Raw genomic sequence first — 17,477 nt, forward strand, 5'->3', positions numbered from 1 at the left:
ACGTCGGCTACGTCAAGTGACGACTACACCTGCTCGCGGGCCAGCGTGGGCTCGCGGGACGATGCGGGGCCGAGCTGCTGCACCATGCTCGCGACCTCGCTGGCCGGGCGTGGGCGGCTGAACAGGAAGCCCTGCAGCTCGTCGCAGCCCTCGCGCAGCAGGGCCTGGTGCTGGGCCGTGGTCTCGACCCCCTCCGCATTGATCGCGATCCCGAGTGAGCGGCCGAGCCCGATCACGGCGCGCACGATCGCCAGGCAGTCGGCCTGGTCGATCATGCCGCGCACGAAGGACTGGTCGATCTTGATCTTGTCGAACGGGAAGCGCCGCAGATAGCCGAGCGAGGAGTAGCCGGTGCCGAAATCGTCCATCGCGATCCGCACGCCCAGCGCCCGGATCCGGTGCAGGGTCGCCAGCACCGCCGCGTCATCCTGCAGCAGCAGGCTCTCGGTGATCTCCAGCTCGAGACGACGCGCCGACAGGCCGCTGGCCGCCAGCGCATCGGCGACCTCGGCCGCCAGCCCCGGCCGGAACTGCAGCGGCGAGAGATTGACCGCCACCTTGAGGGTCGCGGGCCACGCGGCGGCGTCCGCGCAGGCCCGCTGCAGGGCCCAGCGGCCGATCACCGGGATCAGGCCGACCTCCTCGGCGAGCGGGATGAACTCCACCGGGCTCACCAGGCCACGCTCGGGATGGTTCCAGCGCAGCAACGCCTCGAAGCCGGAGAGGCCGGCGCCGCTCTCCATCAGCGGCTGGTAGTAGAGCTCGAACTGCTGCGCGCTGACCGCCAGGCGAAGGTCCTGCTCCAGGCGACGGCGCGCCTGCATGCGGGTGTCCATGTCCGGCTCGAAGAAATGGAAGTTGCCGCGTCCGGCCGCCTTGGCGCGATACAGCGCGAGATCGGCGCATTTCAGCAGGGCCTGCGGGCTGCGCTGGTCGTCCTCGGACAGGCTGGGGTCGCTCGACAGCGCGATGCCGACGCTGGCGCCGATCCCGATCTGGTGCTGGTCGACCTCGAACGGCGCCGACAACCGCTCGATCACCCGCTGTGCCAGCATCGTCACTTCCTGCGGCTGCTCCATGACCTTCGGAGCAAGGAAGGCGGGGATTTTGGCAGCGAGCAGGGCGGGCCCCCTGCTGTCCTGGCCGCGCGAGAGCTGGATGATGGCGAACTCGTCGCCACCGAGCCGGACCACCAGGTCCTCCTCGCGCACGCAGCCGCGCAGACGGGCCGCCACCAGGCGAAGCAGATCGTCACCGATGCCGTGCCCGAGCGTGTCGTTGACCAGCTTGAAGCGGTCGAGGTCCAGGCAGAGCACCGCCAGCCCGTCGTTCGGCGCCAGGCTCGCGAGAGCCTCGCGCATATGCTCCTCGAACAGCAGCCGGTTCGGCAGCCCGGTCAGCAGGTCGTGCCGCGCCATGTGGGCGAGGCGTCGCTCGGCCGCGCGCCGCTCGCTGACATCCTCGTAGGTGGCGACCCAGCCGCCGCCCGCGATCGGCTGCTGCGACACCGCCATGATGCGGCCGTCCTCGAGTTCGCAGGAGAACGTCTCCAGCAGCCCGTCGCGCGAGATGTCGATCAGCGACGCGAGCCCGGCCGCCCGCAGGACCTCGTCGGCGCTGCGGCCGAGCACGGGCGCCCCGAACATCTCGGCGAACCGGGTGTTGGCGACCCTGAGGCTGCCGTCGGCGCCGAACAGGCACAGGCCCTGGTTCATGTTGGCGAGCGCCGCCTGCATCTGCGCATGCTGGGCGGCGATCTCGCCGGCGTGGCTCTGCGCCTGCTGGTCCATCAGCGCCTGGATGCGGCGCATGCCGGACGCGATGCTGGACTGCATCACCGACAGCGCCCGCATCAGGTCGGCGGTCTCGCCGCGGCCGGTTGCCGCGATCGGGTTGTCCAGCCGGCCGGCCGCGATGGACTGCGCGATACGGACGGCGCGGCGCACCGGCGGTGCGATCAGGCGAGTGATCAGCGCGGTGATCGTCATCGCCGCGGCCACGCTGACGATCAGCGCGCCCCAGGTCTGGCGGCGCTGCAGGGCCACCATCCGGCCGACAGTGCGCCGATACGTGAAGCCGTCGCCGGCGAACGTCTCGACCAGACGGTCGAAGGCCTGCTGCGTCATGACGACGCCCGCCGGATCGGCGGCGATGCCCGGCAGCAGGGCGGCGACATTGCGGCGCAGCGCTTCGGCCTGCTCGCGGCCCGACGGGGACATCGCGCGCGCGCGCACCACGTCGAGATCGTCGAGGATCTCCTGCGCGACCGCGGCAGCCGGCCGCGAGGCTGTGCTGCCGGGGGGGCTGCCGGGGGCGCTGCCCCGTGCCATCTGCCCGAAATCCATCTGCGCCTCGCGCAGATAGCTCACCGACATGAAGGCGTTGTCGTAGATGTCGAAGGCGAGGAACCCCAGCCGGCGCTCGGCGCGCTCGGCAAACACGCCGAGGAGCGCCGTCAGCAGGGTCAGCGCCAGGCAACCCGAGAGGATCTTGCCGCGGATCGGCATCTATTTCACAACGACCTGCAGGTGCATCTTCGGATGGATGTGGCACTGCACGTCGTAGCTGCCGGCCTTCGGGAACGTCACCCTGATCGCGTGTCCGGGTTCCTGCTCGTCGGACTCGTACGACATCCAAGGCGACTGCACGAAGACCTGGTGGGTGAAGTCGTCGTCATTGTCGAACCGGATCGAACCGCCCGGCCTGATCTGCACCAGGTGGGTGGAAAAGGCGCGATCGTGCTGCGAGACCACCACCTCCTTCGGCAAACCGGGCGGCGCCGGAGCCTGGCTTGGGGCGGGGGCCTCGGCCGCCCGGCCAGGCTGTCCGGCGGCGGCGGCGGCGAGCAGCAGCAGCGAAGCCCAATGCCGCCGCGATCGTTCATCGCGTAACAATGTCACGCTCCATCGGCGCCAGGCGCGCCAGCAGCCGGTTCTGCAGGCGGAACGGCACGCCGGCCTCGTCCATGCCGTCCTGCAGATCCTCGACCGCGGCATTGAAGCGCGCCTGGTCGATATGCAGGCCGCGATGCGAGGCGGCCATGGAACGGCCCTTGTAGAGACACGGCCCGTCGGTGACGTGGCAGATGAAGGTCTCGAACCGGGGCTGCAGCCAGACCTGGTTGACATTGTCGAAATCGTCGTGAAGCCGCGGGTCGGTGTAGTAGCGCCTGAGTGCCGCGCCGACGATGCGGTGTACCCCGGCTGCGGCGCCGAGCTGCTCGTACAGCGAGTTCGCACACAGAGCCGGCCCGGTGGTGCAGCCCAGCCAGGCTGCCAGCAGCAGGATGCGCATGGATTTCTGCATCAGAAACCGGCCTGCAGGGAGAGGTAGTAGCCCGTCTGGTCGCCCTGCCGGGCGATGCGGCCGAGATCCAGCCAGGCGAGGGTCGCGGCGAGATGCTTGTTCAGGAAGAACGCGGCGAAGATGTCGTATGCATCGCCCTCCGCCGCGAAGCGCAAATTGTCCGGCTTGCTGCGGAACTCGGCGCCGACCGCCAGCCGGCGGGTCAGCAGCAGCGCCGCCGAGCCTTCGAACTCGGCGCTGTAGGCATTGTCGCGGTCGCCGCCGAAGCCGAGCAGGCCGAACTGGTTGGCCCTGGTCGCGCGCACGGTCGCATCCACCAGCAGGCTTTCCGCCAGGAACAGCTTGGTGGCGGCCAGGTAGAAATCGACGCCGTCCGGGCTGGAAGCGCCCACGTCCTGCAGCACCGCGTGCTCGTCCGCCGCCTTGAACTCGGTGCCGGCCGAGATCTCCGGCAGCCAGCTATCCTGGTCATAGACCGCATCGCCGACCAGCCGCAGCTTGGCGCCCACGACATCGAGGTTGAACTGGTAGCCGCGGCCCAGGCCGAGCCGGCCGCCGGCCGCCGCGGTGTCGAACCAGTCATGGCTGTAGGACAGCTCGACCCGGTCATAGAGCCCGATGCTGGCGCCGACCGAGGACAGGCCGAAATCCGACAGCCCGACGAAGCTGCCATGCGCCGTGGCGCCGATGGCGTCCCGGGTGCCGTAGCCGGTGATCAGCGCCCAGGGCACCAGGCCGCCGCCGCCGGCGCCCTCGATTTCGGTCACGCCGGAGGTGGCGAGCAGCCGTCCGCTATCCTGGGCGAGGGCAGGCCTGCCGAGTGCCGCCAGCGCGATGGCGCACACCACGATCATGCCCGGCCGAGACCCGGCATGCCAAAACCTCATCGTCGCACCCGCGCAAAACACAACCGTGACGCGTGGTGTAGCGATAGAAGATCGTTACACTCAAGAACTAACTAGCGCATCCGCTAGACGTCCAGCAGTTCGACCCCGCGTGCGTGCTCCTGGATGAACTGGAAGCGCAGCTCGGGGCGCCGGCCCATCAGGCTCTCGACCATGGTGCTGGTCGCGGCGCGATCCTCGGGCGCTGCCACCACCTTGAGCAGGGTGCGCCGCGCCGGGTCCATCGTGGTCGCCTTGAGGTCGGCGACCGGCATCTCGCCGAGGCCCTTGAAGCGGCTGACTTCCACCTTGGCGTTCGGCTTGAAGCCAGATTTCAGCTTGCGCTCGCGGTCGCGGTCATCCATCGCGTAGATCGTCCTGGCCCCCTGGGTGAGCCGGTACAGCGGCGGCTGCGCCAGGTACAGATGCCCGCCGCGTATCAGCGCCGGCAGCTCGCGGTAGAAGAAGGTCATCAGCAGCGAGGCGATGTGCGCGCCGTCGACATCGGCGTCCGTCATGATGATGACGCGGCCGTAGCGCAGCCGGGCCATATCGGCCTTTTCGCCGACGCCGCAGCCGAGCGCCTCAACCAGGTCGCGCAGCTCCTGGTTCTGGCGCAGCTTCTCGATCGAGGCGCTGGCGACGTTGAGGATCTTGCCCTTCAGCGGCAGCACCGCCTGGGTCTCCCGGTTGCGTGCCTGCCGCGCCGAGCCGCCGGCGCTGTCGCCCTCGACCAGGAAGATCTCGGTCTCGGCGGCATTTCCACGGGTGCAGTCGGTGAGCTTGCCGGGCAGCGGTTGCCGACGCGTGGGCGACTTGCGCGGCGTCTCCTTCAACTCGCGCCGGCGCAGCCGCTCCTCGGCGCGCTCGATGATGCAGGCGAGCAGGGTGTCGGCCTGCGCCGGGTGCCCCGACAGCCAGTGGTCGAAGCGGTCGCGCAGCGCGGTCTCGACCAGCCGGGTCGCCTCGGTGTTGGTCAGGCGCTCCTTCGTCTGGCCCTGGAAGTGCGGCTCGCGGATGAACACCGACAGCTTGGCCGCGACCGCGCCGAGCAGGTCCTCGGCGGTGACCTGCAGCGCGCGCTTGTTGTGCCGGTGCTCGCCCCAGGCGCGCAGGCCGCGCAGCAGCGCGTTGCGGAAGCCGGTCTCGTGGGTGCCCCCCTGCGGCGTCGGGATGGTGTTGCAGAACGAGGCGAGCGGCACCTCGCCGCTCTCCAGCCAGGCGATCGCCCATTCCAGCCGGCCGGTGGACTTGCCGTCGGCAGCGGCGGGCAGCGCGGCCTCGCCGGACCACAGCTCGGCCAGCAGGCGCTGCGGCTCGCCGAGCTCGTCGCGCAGGCTGTCGGCCAGGCCACCCGGGAAATGCAGCAGCGCCGCCTCCGGCACGTCGCCGCTGCCGCCCTTCAGGCCCCCGGCTTGGAGGAGCGAGGCGTCGCAACGCCATTGCAGGGTGACGCCGCGGAACAGGAACGCCTTGGAGCGGCATAGCCGGTACAGCAGCTTCGGGTTGAACCGCAGCGGTCCGAAGATCTCCGGGTCCGGCAGGAAGCGGACCTGGGTGCCGCGCCGGTTCTGCGTGGCGCCGAGCTTTTCCAGCCGCCCGAGTGGCCGGCCGCGCTCGTAGGCCTGCCGCCACACCGCGCGGTCACGCGCCACCTCGACCTCGAGCGACGCGGACAGCGCATTGACCACAGAGGAGCCGACTCCGTGCAGTCCGCCCGAGGTCTCGTAGGCGCGGCCGGAGAACTTGCCGCCCGAATGCAGCGTGGTGAAGATCACCTCCAGCGCCGACAGCTCCTTGAACTTGGGATGCCGGTCGACCGGGATCCCCCGCCCGTTATCGCGCACCGTGACCCGGCCATCGGCTTCAAGCGTGAACTCGATCAGGCTGGCATGGCCCGCCACCGCCTCGTCCATCGCATTGTCGAGGATCTCGGCGGCCAGGTGGTGCAGGGCGGTCTCGTCGGTGCCGCCGATATACATGCCGGGCCGTCGCCGCACCGGCTCCAGCCCCTCCAGCACCTCGATGTCGCGCGCGTCGTAGCCGCCTGCGCCGCCGGCCGACGCCGCAGGCTGGCTGGCCGCCGGACTGGCCGCCGATCGCCGGGGCGCCTCCGGAGTCTTGGGCGAGGGCGTCTTGGGCGAGGGAGCCTGGCGCGAGGGAGCCTGGCGCGAGGGAGCCTGGCGCGAGAAGAGGTCGTTCATGCTGTGTTCTTGCTTCGCCATCACCGGGATCGTCAAGCGCCTCCTGCTCCAAGGCCCCTGGCTCCAAGGCCCCTGGCTCCAAGGCCCCTGGCTCCAAGGCCCCGGACTCCAAGGCCCCGGATCGGCCCGTCCTGTCAATGCGGGCGTGACAAGGCCGTCAAGCAGGCCAACCCGTATCGTTTTGAAACATATCCGGTCTCTGGGATCGGCGCGCCGCCCGAACCACTTTGTCGGACAAGCGCTACAGCTTCCGCCCGTCGGAGAGATTGCCCCGTGTACCTGGTCAAGTTCGCCCTGAAGTTCCGGGTGACCTTCTATGTGATGTCGATCCTGATCCTGCTGGCCGGCGGCGGTGCCGCCGTGCTGATGCCGAAGGACGTGCTGCCCAGCGTCAACATCCCGGTGGTCAGTATCATCTGGACCTATACCGGGCTCGACACGCCCGACATGCAGAACCAGGTCACCAGCTACTCCGAGCTGGCGCTGAGCAACAACGTCACCGGCATCCAGGACATGGAGAGCACGACCCTGCAGGGCACCACCCTGACCAAGGTCTATTTCCAGCCCGGCACCGATATCAGCCTGGCACTCACCCAGGTCACCGCGGCGATGAACTCGATACGCGGCCAGCTGCCGAACGGCATCCAGCCGCCGATCATCCTGCAATTCTCCGCCTCCTCGGTGCCGGTGATCCAGATCGCGGCGACCTCGGACGTCGAGAGCCAGGCGCAGGTGTACAACTACATGCGCTTCAGGCTGCGCTCGACGCTGCAGACCACGCCGGGCTCGACGCTGCCGCCGCCCTATGGCGGCGTGCCGCAGCAGGTGCAGATCGACATCGACCCGCATGCGCTGGCCGCCCGCGGCATGACGCCGATGCAGGTGGTGACCGCGATCAACGCGCAGAGCCTGACGCTGCCGTCGGGCCTCGCCAAGTTCGGCCAGACCCAGTTCATCGTGCGCATGAACACGCTGCCGAACGTGCTCGACCGGCTCAACAACATGCCGCTCAAGCTGGTCAACGGCACGCCGATCTTGTTGCGTGACGTCGGCTACGCCCGCGCCGGGGGCCCGCCGCAGCAGAACATGGTGCATGTGAACGGCGCGCTCGGCCTGCTGCTGCCGGTGCTCAAGAACGGCACCAGCTCGACGCTCAACGTGGTGAACGCGGTCAAATCGATGATGCCGGGCATCCTCGCCTCGGCGCCCAAGGACATCCATATCGTCTCGCTGTTCGACCAGTCGGTGTTCGTCTCGGACGCGATCAGCGAAGTGGTGCAGGAGGGCTGCATCGCCGCCGGCCTGACCGGCCTGATGATCCTGCTGTTCCTCGGCTCCTGGCGCGCCACCCTGGTGGTGCTGGTATCGATCCCGCTGGCGATCCTGACCTCGCTCGCGGTCTGCGCCGCCATCGGCGAGACCATGAACGTGATGACCCTGGGCGGCCTGGCGCTGGCCGTCGGCATCCTGGTCGACGATGCGACGGTGGCGATCGAGAACACCTACCGGGTGCTGGAAAGCGGCAAGCCGTTCCGCGAGAGCGTGGTCGAGGGCGGTGCCAGCATCGCCAAGCCGACGCTGATCTCGACGCTGTCGATCTGCTCGGCGTTCGTTTCGGTGCTGTTCCTGGTGGGCGCTCCGAAATACATCTTCACCCCGCAGGCGCTGGCCGTGGTGTTCGCCATGCTGGCCTCGTACCTGTTGTCGCGCACCCTGGTGCCGATCCTGATCGACGTGCTGGTCGCGCCTGAGCATGGCCGGAAGGAAAAGGCGAAGGAGGACGCCAAGGGGGGAGGCGAGGGTGGCAAGCAGCCCGGCCTGTTCGGCCGCATCCATGCCGGCTTCGAGCGGCGCTTCGACCGTTTCCACAAGGGCTATGCATCGCTGCTCGAAATCGCGCTGCGCCGCCGCCTGGCGACCGCACTGGTGGCCGGCCTGGTGCTGCTGCTCGGTGGCTGCCTGTTCCCGTTCATCGGCCAGGACTACTTCCCGCAGATCAATTCGGGACAGCTCGCGCTGCACGTCCGCGCGCGGCCCGGCCTGCGCATCGAGGACACCGCCAAGCTGTTTGCCGGAACCGAGCAGACCATCCGCGACGTGGCCGGCCAAAACAACGTCGCGGTCGTGGTCGACAATATCGGCCTGCCGTCGCTGAACTATAACCTCGCCTTCGACGACGGCACCTTCGTCGCCTACTACGATGGCCAGATCCTGGCGACGCTCAAGAACGGCGTCTCGGCGACCGCGGTGACACGCAAGTTGCGGCAGGAACTGCGTCACCGATTCCCGGATGCGCTGTTCTATTTCCAGCCGGCCGACATGATCACCCAGATCCTGGATTTCGGCGTGCCGTCGCAGATCGACGTGCAGGTGCATGGCCGGCACGACGTGGCCGACCTCGCCGCGGCCAAGCGCATCGCGCGTCGCCTCGCATCGTTGCCCGGGCTGGTCGACGTGCATATCCAGCAGATCACCGACGCGCCGGAGTTTTTCGCCGACATCAACCGCCAGCGCGCCTCCGAACTCGGCCTGACCGAGCAGGACGTCGCCAACCAGGTCAACATCACCCTGTCCGGCTCGTTCCAGGTGGCGCCGAACTTCTGGACCGATCCGAAGACCGGCATCCCCTGGCAGCTCTGGGTGCAGGCGCCGGAATACCGGCAGTCCTCGCTGGATGCGGTGGAGGCGCTGCCGATCCTGGGCTCCTCGAGCAACAACACGCAGACCGCGCAGCCGGTCAGCCTGATGACCAACGTCGCCAGCTTCCATCGCCAGACCGAGCAGTCGGTGCTGAGCCATGTCAATACCGAGCCCAGCTACGACGTCTATGCGGCGGTGCAGGACCGCGACCTCGGCAGTGCTGCGGCGGCGATCCGGCGCGTGGTGGCCGACGAGGAGACCCACCTGAAGCCGCCGGACCGCATCCTGATCCGTGGGCAGATCCAGAGCATGGACAGCGCCTTCTCGCACATCGAGGTCGGGCTGCTGGTCGCGGTGATCGCGGTCTATCTGCTGATGGTGCTGAACTACCAGGACTGGGGCGACCCGTTCGTGGTGCTGTGCGCGCTGCCGCTGGTGTTCTGCGGCATCATCCTGAGCCTGTTCATCACCCATACGACCCTCTCGATCGCCTCGATGATGGGGGCCATCATGAGCGTCGGCGTCGCGTCCGCGAACTCGATCCTGCTGGTGACGTTCGCACGGGAACACCGCATCGAGACCGGCTGTTCGGCGGCCGAGGCGGCCCAGATGGCCGGCGAGACGCGGCTGCGGCCGGTGCTGATGACGGCAGGAGCGATGGTGGTGGGCCTGATCCCGATGGCGCTCGATCTCGGCCAGGGCGGCGAGCAGAATGCGGCCCTCGCCCGCGCGGTGATCGGCGGCATCTCGGTCGGCACGGTGTCGACGCTGCTGTTCGTGCCGTTCCTCTACACGTTGCTGCGCAGCCACCCCGTCCGGGACCCGGAGGATTACATCTGATGCGTCCCGTGCAGGCTCTCTGGGTCGCGGTGCCGCTGGCCCTGCTGATCGGCTGGGGCGGCTTCAACCACTGGCAGCAGTCCCGCGCCGCCGACGACACCCAGCACGCCGAGGCCAGCTTCATCCCCGACGTGCATGTCGCCACCGCGAAGCGCTCGCTCGACAACCATCCGATCACCCTGCCCGGGCAGACCGTCGCCTTCGATGCCGCCGACCTCTATGCCCGTGCCACCGGCTACATCGCCGAGCGCCGGGTCGATATCGGCAGCAAGGTGCACAAGGGCGACCTGCTGCTGCGCATCGCCGCCCCCGATCTCGACGCGCAGCTCAGCCAGGCCCGCGCGCAGCTCGGCCAGATGGAGGCGGCGCTGCTGCAGGCGCAGGCGACGCTCGACGAGGCGCGGTCCAACGACAAGCTTGGAAAGCTGAACAAGTACCGTGCCACCACGCTGGCGAGCCAGGGCTGGGGCACGCGGCAGGACGCCGACACGCAGACCACCAACAGCAGCGTGCAGGAGAAGAGCGTCGCCAGCGCGCAGGCCGGCATCGGGGTCGCGGCGGCCAACATACGCGCCCAGCAGGCGACCATCGACCGGCTGGTGGCGCTCACCGGGTTCGAGCGCGTGGTGGCGCCGTTCGACGGCGTCATCACCGCGCGCCAGGTGGATATCGGCGATCTGGTGCAGAGCGACTCCAGCTCGGGCACCGCGTTGCTGCATATCGACCGCGACGACATCCTGCGCTGCCAAGTCTATGTGCCGCAGAGCCAGTTCCCCGGCATGCATGACGGGGTGCGCGCCGAGATCCGGGTGCCGGAACTGCCCAACCGCGTCTTCAGCGGCACCATCACCCGCACCTCGACGTCGCTGGCGCAGAATTCGCGGTCGCTGCTGGTCGAGGTCGACATCCCCAACCCGGACGAGACCCTGACCGCCGGCCTCTATGTAGACATGCTGTTCCAGCTGGAGCGTCCGGAGCCGGTGGTGATGATCCCGGACTCCGCCCTGATCTTCGACACCGCCAGCCTGCGCGTCGCGGTGCTGCAGGCCGACGGCACCGTGAAGCTCACCCCGATCACCCTGGCGCGTGATCTCGGCGAGCAGGCCGAGGTCGCGCACGGCCTGTCGGGCGGCGAGAGGCTGGTGATCAATCCGCCGTCGGAACTCGAGGACGGCCAGCATGTGCACGCCTTGTCCGGCAAGACGGGCGGCGGCGGCGGGGCCACCGCCAAGACGGCGGCGGGTTGATGACGGCCGGGGCGCACGTCCCGGGCGCACGTCCCGGCTGCTCGCTCTGTAAGATCCGGTAACCATGATGATTACGGCGCCTGCACCGATTGCGGTGCCGCGCCGGCTTTGCGATCATTCCGGCATGCCGAGACCCGATGCGCCCGGAACGCGACGCCTGGAGCCGAGCCTGATGCCGGCGCAGGCCGCGGGCGGCGGCCAGCGCTTCCTCTATGGCCTGCTGGCCCTGGTCGTCGCCGCCGGGCTGACGCTTCGCTACGAGCCAACGATCGCAGCCCTGGTGCCGGCGCTGGGCCTGGGCTCCGCCGCGGGTGCGCGGTCCGGCCCCGATCCGAACGGCCCGGACACCATCCACGGGCTGGTCGAGGCGCCGGCCTTGCCGATGGCGGGCATCCAGGCTGCGGTGCAGGCGATCGGGCTGCCGGCGGTGCAGCAGGATGCGCTGGTGCAGGCGGCACAGCGCCGGCGGCTGCGGCTGGTGCGGCTGCCGCTGTTCGATGTCGGCGCCGGCTCGACGGTGCAGGTGAGTGCAGGGGGCCTCACCCAGACGGTGGCGCTGGGCCATGTGCCGGTGCTGGTGACGCTGCCGATCGACCGCGCCGGCATCGTGTCGCTGCAGCCGGTCGGCGCGTCGGCCGACGCCGACGTGCATATGGGCGCGGTGACCATGACCGGTCCGCTCGAACTGCAGCCGGTGGCGCCCGGCCAGGTGCTCAGGATCGGGGTGGTGGTGCAATGAAGGGCCTGCTGCCTGCCGCCACCCGGCTGATGCCGCTGATGATGCTGGCGTTCCTGACGCTGGCGACCGTGCAGATCGCCATGCAGCTGCACCTCTCGCCCGGTGCTATGCTGGCCTGGCTGGGCCGGATCGGCTGGCTCTATACCGGGATCGCCGCGTCCTGCTGGACGCTGGTGCTGGCCGGGCTGGTGTATGAATGGCGCGCCGGCGAGCGTCCGCGCAGCTTGCGATCGCAGGCGGATGCCAAGTCCGGCAAGCGGCAAGGGTGGATCATGGATGTCCTGGCACGGCTGACCAATCGCGAGGCGCTCGAGCAACTGCTGTCCAAGCAGGAAAAGGCGACCTTCATCGATGCAGGAGCGCTGGCCGAGACGCTGCGCGGGCAGGTGATCGGCCAGGACCAGGTCTGCGAGGATATCGCCCAGACGCTGCGCCGCCGGTTGGCCCTGCAGACCCGCGGCAAGCCGGTCGGCGTGTTCCTGCTGGCCGGGCCGCCCGGCACCGGCAAGACCTACCTGAGCAAGCGGCTCGCACTCGCGTTGAACCGCAAGCTGCTGCATTTCGACATGACCCAGTTCAGCGCCCCGCATGCGGCGACGCAGCTGTTCGGCTCGCCGAAGGGCTATGTCGGCTCCGACAGCTACGGCAAGCTGACCGGCGGGCTGAAGGAGACGCCGGAGAGCGTGGTGCTGCTCGACGAGATCGAGAAGGCGCATCCGGACGTGTTCAAGAAGTTCCTCAGCGCCTGGAACGACGGCCATGTCACCGAGGCCTCGAACGGCGCGCTGGTCTCGACCACGCGGGCGATCTTCATGCTGACCTCGAACATCGCCACCGACGTGCTGAGCGAGATCGCGATACGCCACGCCGGCGATGCGGAGGCGCTGCGCGGCGCCTCGGTGGTGGCGCTGCGCCAGGCGGGCTTTGCGCCGGAAGTGCTGAACCGCATCGACCGCATCTTCGTGTTCCGCTCGCTCGAAGGCCTCGACGTCGCGCGCGTGGCGGCGCTGGAGATCGAGGCGATGATCGCCGGCTACGGCCTCGACATCGCCGCCGGCGGCATCGACGCCGAGTTGCTGTTCGAGGTCATGCAGAAGCAGCAGCGCCTCGGCGACGGCGCCAGTGCGCGCGACCTGGTACGCTCGATCGAGGAGATGGTCAGCGACGGCCTGATCGAGGCGCGCCAGCAGGGGGCGACCCGGGTCAAGCTGGTGCAGGGCGCGGACGGCGTGCGCGCCGTCGGCGCCGACCTGCGCGCGCCCGTCGAGCGTCTGGGCTAGAGCATGATCCGATCGATCATGCTCTGCTTGTCGTTCGAGAGAGCAGCTTTATCCGACACTTGGCATCGCGAAGCGATTCCAATTGATCGGATTCTGCTCTAGGCGGCGCGCGTGTCGGCGTTCGGACGCCTCTGGCGACGGGCGCCGTCCTGGCGCCTGGCGCTGTTCAGTGCCGTCGGCTGCAGTGCGATGGCGGCTTTGTTCCCGCCTGCCTTGCCGGCGCGCCTGTCCGGCGTCCTGGGCGGCTCTCTGGGCGGCTCTCTGGGCAGCTCTGGGCTGCTGCATCCGCATCTGCCGCATTTCGGCGCCGGGGCGGCGTCGGCGAGCGCCGCGCCGCATTTCGCGGCAATGCCGGATGCCGCCGCCCCGGACTACGGCACGCTGGCGGCACCCCCGCTCGGGGCCACGCGCCACGGCACCATCAGCTTCGCCGGACGCCAGGTGCCGCTGCCGGCCGGTGACTGGATCGAGCTCGTGCTGGTGCGCGACGGCGGCGCGCATCCGCTGCAGTCCATCGTGCTCGGGCGCACCAGCGCCGGACAGGTGACCGGCATCCTGAGCCTGACCGCGCCGCCGCCGCTCGCCAGCGTCGAGGACGGCGTGCGCCCGAGCGGCGCCTGCTACGATCCGGCGGCGCTGGCGAGCCAGCATGCCGATCCGGGCCCCGATCCGCTGTCGCGCGAATGCTGGGTGATGCGGCCGGTGCGAACCTCGGAGATCATCGATCCGAAGCGCGAGTTCATCATCCAGCGACGCGCGGTCGCCCGCCTGCAGGGCATGGACGTGACCGTGCCGCCGGCTTTGGTCGAGCTGCGCTGGTTCCGATCCGACGCCGGCGGCTGGATGGGGGCGACGCTGCTGGTCAGGCCGCAGCCGGACGGCGGCAGCCGGGCGCAGTCAGGCTGGATGCAGCGCTGGGGGCGCCTGCTGCATCGCGGCTACGACAACGCCGCGAGCGGGACCGTCCCGGCCGACCCGACCGCCGGTTGAAGGACGCCCTCAGGCCTTGTGGCGCGACCGGCTGCTGCGGATATGGCGGACCCGGCCGGGATGCGATACAGGCTCCGGCGCGGCACAGGTCTCGTAGGTCGCCGGCTGCACGATATCCTTCCCCTCGGCGTAGCCGCCCAGGTCGGCCGGGGTGTCGAGGGCCAGCACCTCGTCGAACATGCTGACCCGCTGCTGGCAGAACGACGTGCCGGCGGCGAGGCCGCGCTCGGACTGCACGTTGGCGAGCTGGGTGATGTAGTCGTCATGCTCGCGCTGCGCCGAGCGGCCGTACGAGGTGGCGAAGTAGCGCTTCAGGGCGGCCTCCTCGTCATTCAGGCCCGGCTTGAACTTCGCCACGAAGGCGTTGTAGCGGTCCTGCTCGCCGCACGAGAGCGCCGTCACCATCAGCTCGCTCTTCAGCCCCTGCACGTCGAAGGCCTCGCGCGCCGGCGACATGCCGCATTGCGTCACCGCGAACGCGGCGCTCCCGGTCAGCCCGGGCGCCGCCAGCAGCGACCAGGCGGCAACGCCGATTGCGAGGCTGGCGGGCGAGCGGCGGCGGCCGATGCGAAGGGACATGCAGGGTTCCAGACCAGGGCGGGACAAAGGTGCGGGCGTTATACAGGCGCACCCCGGGCGCCGCCAGGGACAGCGGCAGGCGGAAAGCCTGAGAGGCAGGCCAGGGGCTTTGCCCCAGGAACCCCAGCAAAGGCTCGCCTTTGCAAACCTTCTATTTAAAAATCGGGGTCTGGGGCTTCAGGCCCCAGCGGGTCAAGGGCGGAGCCCTTGCGCTTGGTTGGCGCCAATGCGCGCCAAGGCTTCCGCCGGCGCATCGCTTGATCTACAGGAGCGGCTCAATCCGCCGGTCCGCGCGCGAATCTCGCAGGCCTCTCGTCGGATGGCGGATGGACCAGAAGCGGAGCTGTCGAGTGCGTGTGCGTGTCGCTGTATTGAGCCTGACGACGGCCGGCCTGCTGGCCGGTTGCGTGCAGAAGCCGCCAACCCCGCCGGTGATCCCGCCCAATCCGTTCGGCTATCTCAAGCGGTCCGCGCTGTGCAGCATCGGGCCGATCAGCAAGACTGCCGGCGGCCGCGCGGTCGCGGTCAAGGCGCGCAGCGATGACGGGCTGTGCGACGTCGCGATCGACCAGCCCGGCGGCGGCGCATACGCCTCGTTCGTGCTCACCACGCTGCCGACGCACGGCAAGAGCTTCATCTACAACTACAACAATAAGACCTACGTGACCTACACCGCGGACACCGCCTATGCCGGACCGGACAGCTTTGCGGTCGGCCTGGTGCCGGGCGGCGGCCAGCCGCGCAGCACGCTGCAGGTGGAGGTGAGTGCGGACGCCACCGGGGTTGCGTTGCCGCCGCCGCCGGTGGCAGCCCCGGTCGAGCATCCCAAGACGAAGCGCCGCGTGGTTCGTCGTCGTCACCACGCGACCCCGACGCAGCATTCGGCAAGCTGACGGCTCGCTCAGAATCGGGGTCTGGAGCCCCCACTGCTCCAAGAGGCGGCCCCAGCGGCTCAAGGGCAGCGCCCTGGCGCTTGGCTTTTCAATACCCGGCTAAGCCGCCTGGCTATTGCCGTCGCCGGTCAAACCGAGCAGAGCGTCGCGGCCGAGCCGGTTGCAGAAGTCGCCGAAGCCCTCGGTGCCCTGGCGGTCGCGCGCGAACGCCGCGAACAACGCGTCGAACCTGGCCTCGAGCCCGGCGACCGCCACCCGGTCGAGCAGCCGGAACGACAGCCGCGTCCCGTTGAAGTCGCCGCCGACATAGATCGCGTAGTATCCGGGCACCCGGCCCACCAGGCCGATATCGCCGGCATAGGAGCGTGCGCAGCCGTTCGGGCAGCCGGTGGTGCGCAGGCTGATACGCTCGCCGGAGAGACTGTGGCGGGCCAGCAGCCGCTCGAACATGGCGACGAACTGCGGCTGGATGCGCTCGGCCTCGGTCAGCGCCAGCCCGCAGGTGGGCAGCGCCGGGCAGGCCAGGGCGAAGCGGGCGAACGGCGTCATCGCCGACGCCGGCACCACCCCGTGCGCCGCCAGCACCGCATCGATCGCAGCAACGTCGGCCGGGCGGATGTTGGACAGCAGCACGTCCTGCTGCGCCGTGAACACCGGGTCGGCGGCGAAGCGGGTGACGATGTCGCGCAGCGCGCTGCGCAGGCGCACGGCCCCGGCCCCAGCCATGGCCCCGGAGCCGGCATCGACGATGCGGCCGGAAGGCACCGGCACGCCGAGCCAGAGCAGCCCGTCGCCCTGCTCGTGCCAGCCGAGCAGTTCGGGCACGTCCAGCGCCGGCAACGGCCGCGGCGGGATCAGCGGCGCGCCGTAATAGCCGGCGAGGGTTTCGGCGATCCAGGCGATGCCGCGATCCTCGACGACGTATTTCAGACGGGCACGGCGGCGGTCGCCGCGGTCGCCGTGGTCGCGTTGCAGGCGGATCACCGCCTCGCAGATCGCGATCAACCGGTCGGGCGGCACGAAGCAGACCGGGGTCGCGAGGCGAGGAAAGGTGCGGGCGTTGTTGTGCGTCATGCCGAGGCCGCCGCCGAGGGCGATCGTGTAGCCCTCAAGCTGCCCGGCCGCGTCGAAATGCGCGATCACGCCGATGTCGTTGGACAGCACGTCGGCGCTGTTGTCGTCCGGCAGGGCGATGCCGATCTTGAACTTCCGCGGCAGGTAGGTCGGGCCGTACAGCGGCTCGTCCTCGGAGGCACCGGCGACCGGCTCCTCGTCGAGGAAGATCTGGTAGTACGCCCGGCTCCTCGGCAGCAGCGCCTGCGCCAGGGCCTGCACGTCGGCCAGGACGCGGGCATGGCGCGCATCGCGACGCGGCGCCGGCGTGGTCATCAGGTTGCGCACCACGTCGCCGCAGGCCGAGATCGTGGTCAGCAGGCCGTGGTTGATCGCGGCGATCGAGGCCTTCAGGTCGCCCTTGAGGATGCCGTGGAACTGGATGCCCTGGCGCGTGGTGATGCGCAGGCTGCCATTGGCGAACCGGTCGGCCAGGGCATCCAGCGCCAGATATTGTGCCGCCGTGGTGACGCCGCCCGGCATGCGGACGCGCACCATGAACTGGTACTGCTTTTCCAACCTGGCCTGCTTGCGGACGGTCGCGGTGTCTCGGTCGAACTGTTCGTAGCTGCCGTGGAATTTCAGCAGGTTGTAGGCATCCTCGCTGACCTGGATGCCGCCTTCCGCCAGTTCCTCGGCAAGCCGCCCGCGCAGCCCCCGGCTCTCCCGCTTGAGGGTCTCGACGCCGGAGAGCTTCTTGTCGGCCCGGATGTCGTTAGCCCCGGTCTTGTCGGCCCCGGTCTTGTCAGCCACGTCTGGTTG

The 17,477-nt window shown here is 69.5% G+C and carries 13 protein-coding genes; 6 read left to right on the top strand and 7 right to left on the bottom strand.

Translation table 11 applies throughout. The annotated features are described in order from the left end of the window. Nucleotides 1-23: 23 nt before the first annotated feature. The 5 genes from ACQY4O_RS03335 to parE form a co-directional block, all read right to left on the bottom strand. Nucleotides 24-2,507 (bottom strand): putative bifunctional diguanylate cyclase/phosphodiesterase, encoded by a 2,484-nt coding sequence (locus ACQY4O_RS03335; RefSeq protein ID WP_428374816.1) that lies wholly within the window; start codon nt 2,505-2,507, stop codon nt 24-26. Beyond that, entirely contained in the window at nt 2,508-2,900 is a 393-nt protein-coding gene (locus ACQY4O_RS03340) for a cupredoxin domain-containing protein (protein ID WP_428374817.1), read from the bottom strand. It lies immediately after the preceding gene. After that, nucleotides 2,881-3,306, bottom strand: coding sequence for a group I truncated hemoglobin (locus ACQY4O_RS03345; RefSeq protein WP_428374818.1), 426 nt, complete (start codon nt 3,304-3,306; stop codon nt 2,881-2,883). Before ACQY4O_RS03345 ends, ACQY4O_RS03340 begins: the two co-directional genes overlap by 20 nt. Then, nucleotides 3,306-4,160, bottom strand: coding sequence for a DUF3034 family protein (locus ACQY4O_RS03350; protein ID WP_428374819.1), 855 nt, complete (start codon nt 4,158-4,160; stop codon nt 3,306-3,308). The genes ACQY4O_RS03345 and ACQY4O_RS03350 overlap by 1 nt, the downstream gene beginning before the upstream one ends. A gap of 116 nt (nt 4,161-4,276) precedes the next feature. Continuing rightward, nucleotides 4,277-6,394 carry a DNA topoisomerase IV subunit B gene (parE, locus tag ACQY4O_RS03355; protein WP_428374820.1) on the bottom strand — a complete coding sequence of 706 codons (2,118 nt, stop codon included), beginning with the start codon at nt 6,392-6,394 and terminating at the stop codon, nt 4,277-4,279. A 273-nt stretch (nt 6,395-6,667) separates the two neighbouring features. Between parE and ACQY4O_RS03360 the strand changes: the two genes are divergently transcribed. The 5 genes from ACQY4O_RS03360 (at nt 6,668) to ACQY4O_RS03380 (ending at nt 14,130) form a co-directional block, all read left to right on the top strand. Then, nucleotides 6,668-9,874 carry an efflux RND transporter permease subunit gene (locus tag ACQY4O_RS03360; protein WP_428374821.1) on the top strand — a complete coding sequence of 1,069 codons (3,207 nt, stop codon included), beginning with the start codon at nt 6,668-6,670 and terminating at the stop codon, nt 9,872-9,874. Continuing rightward, complete coding sequence (locus ACQY4O_RS03365) at nt 9,874-11,121, top strand: efflux RND transporter periplasmic adaptor subunit (RefSeq protein ID WP_428374822.1); 1,248 nt, start codon at nt 9,874-9,876, stop codon at nt 11,119-11,121. The genes ACQY4O_RS03360 and ACQY4O_RS03365 overlap by 1 nt, the downstream gene beginning before the upstream one ends. A 124-nt stretch (nt 11,122-11,245) precedes the next feature. Then, nucleotides 11,246-11,860, top strand: coding sequence for a hypothetical protein (locus ACQY4O_RS03370; RefSeq protein WP_428374823.1), 615 nt, complete (start codon nt 11,246-11,248; stop codon nt 11,858-11,860). Then, entirely contained in the window at nt 11,857-13,140 is a 1,284-nt protein-coding gene (locus ACQY4O_RS03375; protein ID WP_428374824.1) for an AAA family ATPase, read from the top strand. The genes ACQY4O_RS03370 and ACQY4O_RS03375 overlap by 4 nt, the downstream gene beginning before the upstream one ends. Before the next feature lie 111 nt (nt 13,141-13,251). Beyond that, nucleotides 13,252-14,130: a hypothetical protein gene (locus ACQY4O_RS03380; protein ID WP_428374825.1), complete on the top strand. Its 879-nt coding sequence runs from the start codon at nt 13,252-13,254 to the stop codon at nt 14,128-14,130. A gap of 9 nt (nt 14,131-14,139) precedes the next feature. On the opposite strand, the gene ACQY4O_RS03385 is transcribed toward ACQY4O_RS03380, so the two are convergent. Continuing rightward, nucleotides 14,140-14,709, bottom strand: a complete 570-nt coding sequence (locus ACQY4O_RS03385; protein WP_428374826.1) for a hypothetical protein — start codon at nt 14,707-14,709, stop codon at nt 14,140-14,142. A 371-nt stretch (nt 14,710-15,080) separates the two neighbouring features. On the opposite strand from ACQY4O_RS03385, the gene ACQY4O_RS03390 reads away from it, so the two are divergent. After that, entirely contained in the window at nt 15,081-15,602 is a 522-nt protein-coding gene (locus ACQY4O_RS03390; protein WP_428374827.1) for a hypothetical protein, read from the top strand. A 99-nt stretch (nt 15,603-15,701) separates the two neighbouring features. On the opposite strand, the gene ACQY4O_RS03395 is transcribed toward ACQY4O_RS03390, so the two are convergent. Beyond that, the gene (locus ACQY4O_RS03395; RefSeq protein WP_428374828.1) at nt 15,702-17,468 is read right to left on the bottom strand and encodes an NADPH-dependent assimilatory sulfite reductase hemoprotein subunit; all 1,767 of its coding nucleotides are present in this window, start codon (nt 17,466-17,468) and stop codon (nt 15,702-15,704) included. Nucleotides 17,469-17,477 lie beyond the last annotated feature (9 nt).

The sequence above is a fragment of the Lichenicoccus sp. genome (assembly GCF_965277665.1).
GTDB lineage: Bacteria > Pseudomonadota > Alphaproteobacteria > Acetobacterales > Acetobacteraceae > Lichenicoccus.